Source organism: Streptomyces specialis, assembly GCF_001493375.1.
Taxonomy (GTDB): domain Bacteria; phylum Actinomycetota; class Actinomycetes; order Streptomycetales; family Streptomycetaceae; genus Streptomyces; species Streptomyces specialis.
In genome coordinates this window covers 1-2,400 of the sequence record NZ_LN929846.1, presented here as the reverse complement: position 1 = coordinate 2,400, position 2,400 = coordinate 1, and the positions used below count along the sequence as shown (strand labels likewise).

Here is a 2,400-nt window from a genome sequence, read left to right as displayed (position 1 = left end):
ATGGGAGTAGGGGGGAGGGAGGGCGGGACAGGTTCCACCGGGCGGTGTAGAGGCGGTAGCCGGCCTCCCGGCCCCGTACGGTCTTCGGCTGGCTGGTGTCCAGGCAGTGGGTGGAGATGGCGGCGGCCACGATCTGGTTGTCCAGGCCGGGGTCGCGGCGGCGGCCGCGCAGGACGAGGGCGAGGTGGCGGCGGGCTTCGGCGAGCAGGTGCCGGCGGTGGAAGCGCCCGCCGTCGTTCATCACGAACACCGTCGCGGTGATGGCGGTGGCCGCCAGCGCTGTGTCGACCACGGCGGTGACCCGGGCCCGGATCGCGGTGGCCGCGGCGCGGGCGTGCTCCAGGAGGGAGGTGATGACGCCGGCGGCGACTGCGGAGGTGAGGATCGCGCTCGCCTTCCACCACGCGCGCAGCTGCGCGAGCGGCCGGGCGGTCTGTTTGGGCGGGCGGGTCGTGCGGGCGGCGATCCGGTTCAGCCTGGTCCGGGCCCGCTCGGAGACCACGGGCAGGAACCGCGGCTCGCCGTCGTCGTCGGTGGCGGTGACGTACTCGTGCTCCAGCTCGGTCCGGCAGGCGGTGATCTGGTCGCTGCGCCGGGAGGTCCACCGGATCAGCCCGTGCGGCACCCCGGCGATCTCCATCACCGGCCGGCGCCCCGGGGTGACGGTGCGCGGCTCGGTCGCCAGCCCCAGCTCCTGGCAGACCCCGGCGGCCACGATCTCGTTGTAGAGCGCGGAGGCCGCCACCGTGTTCTCGTGCAGCGCCGTGGTGTGGATCGAGCCCCACGTCCCGTCCAGGCGCTGCCCCTTCACCGACAGCAGCAGATGGTCATGAAGCAACGGCATCCCCGACCGCGCTTCGTAGTGGCGGAAGCGGGCGGCGACCAGACCGCCGGGCGGGCGGACCCGGTAGACGCCGTCCCTGCCGTAGCGGATCACTGCGACCTCGTCCTCGATCCACTCCAGTACCCGTTCGATCGCCCGTTCGTGCGCGGCCCCGGTCACCCGCCCGGTCTCCTCATCCCCCAGCGCCCACAGCAGACAGATCGTCGGCTGCGGCCAGAACACGAAGTCCACCCCGGTGACCGTCACCCGCCGACCCAGGGCGCCGACCGTGAACGCTCCCTTCGGGGAGTCGCCCGCGGCGAGCCGGCCGGCCTCGAACCGGTCCGCAAGCGGTCTTCTCCGGGACGATCAGCACGCGGGTGAAGATGCGGCCGAAGCCTCAGGCGGCGCCGAACCGGGCGTACGGCATCAAGGAGCCGCCCCGGCCGGGAGGTCATCCTCACCGTCCACGGGCTCGAGCGCCTGGCCCGTAACTCCCGTGACAGGTACGGCGATCAGCCGGAAAGCGGGGGTGTGATCCGCGACTGAGCCCGCTCCGGCCGGCCCCACCGGCCACGCGGAGCGCTCAGCCCGCGAGGTCCCGCCCGGGGAAGCGTCCAGCGGCGCATCCGAACCCGGAAAGCGGACCGGGCATCCTGACGTGGGACAACCCCCGGTCAGGTGGTGCTCCCGCGCCCGCCGGCGCCGGCCTGGCCGCTGTCCGGGCCGGCGGACCGGGCCACCGTCACGCGGGGACGCCCAGCGGCGGGTGCTCCAGCACACGGGGCCTGTACTCGACCAACTGGATACGGCCGTCGAAGGTACGGTGCCCGATCATCTCAAGGGCAACGTCCGGATAGCCGTCGTAGATACGTTCCGCGCCCGTGGCCCCGGTGATCACCGGGAACATCACGACCCGGAAGCGGTCGACAAGTCCGGCCCGCAGCAGGGACCGGCACAGGCTGAGGCTCCCGATCGTGCTCAAAAACCCCGGGCCGCCCGACTTCATGGCGCGGACCGCCCCGACGGCGTCGCCGCGGACGAGCATGGAGTTGGCCCACGTCAACGGACCCTCGAGCGAGGAGGAGAACACCACCTTGGACGCCTGCGTGAGTCCGTCCACGGACGCCTCTTCCTCAGGCCTCAACTCGTCCTGCCCGCTCGGAACCCCGCCCGCGGCGAAACCCGACATCAGGCGGTAGGTGTTCGCCCCCATCAGATAGGTGGCCTGAGGCTGCTCGCCCAGCCACGCGAGGTACTCCGGGCCCTCAAGGCCCCAGAACCCCGGCCAGCCCTCTCCCGACGCGTGACCGTCGAGAGAGGTGATGAAGTCGACGAGAAGCTCCGACATGGCGGGTCCTTTCCCTGGGTGTCATCAGCGTGGACCGGCCAGGACCCGCAAACTCATCGGCCGCACCGCCGGGCAACGAGAAAACCCATGCTGCCGCAGCGGTCAGATCCGCGCAGGACCACCCGCGAACCACCCCCGGGCCAACCGGCCACGCTCAGCCGGACCGGGTACAACGCTCAGGGACCAACTGAAACGCTCAGTAACACGATTCAGCAGCCACGCGCCC

At 72.0% G+C, this 2,400-nt stretch carries 2 protein-coding genes; both read right to left on the bottom strand.

Annotated features, from left to right (window positions below):
• Positions 1-1,102: MobF family relaxase (gene mobF / locus BN2279_RS29280; RefSeq protein WP_199827693.1), on the bottom strand; the 1,102-nt coding region annotated here is incomplete at its 3' end.
• A 466-nt stretch (positions 1,103-1,568) separates the two neighbouring features.
• Positions 1,569-2,174 (bottom strand): dihydrofolate reductase family protein, encoded by a 606-nt coding sequence (locus tag BN2279_RS09455; RefSeq protein ID WP_059008288.1) that lies wholly within the window; start codon positions 2,172-2,174, stop codon positions 1,569-1,571.
• Positions 2,175-2,400 lie beyond the last annotated feature (226 nt).

Excerpts from the sequence above, each read along its gene's own strand:
- BN2279_RS09455 (WP_059008288.1), bottom strand. The coding sequence starts at position 2,174 with ATGTCGGAGCTTCTCGTCGACTTCATCACCTCTCTCGACGGTCACGCG.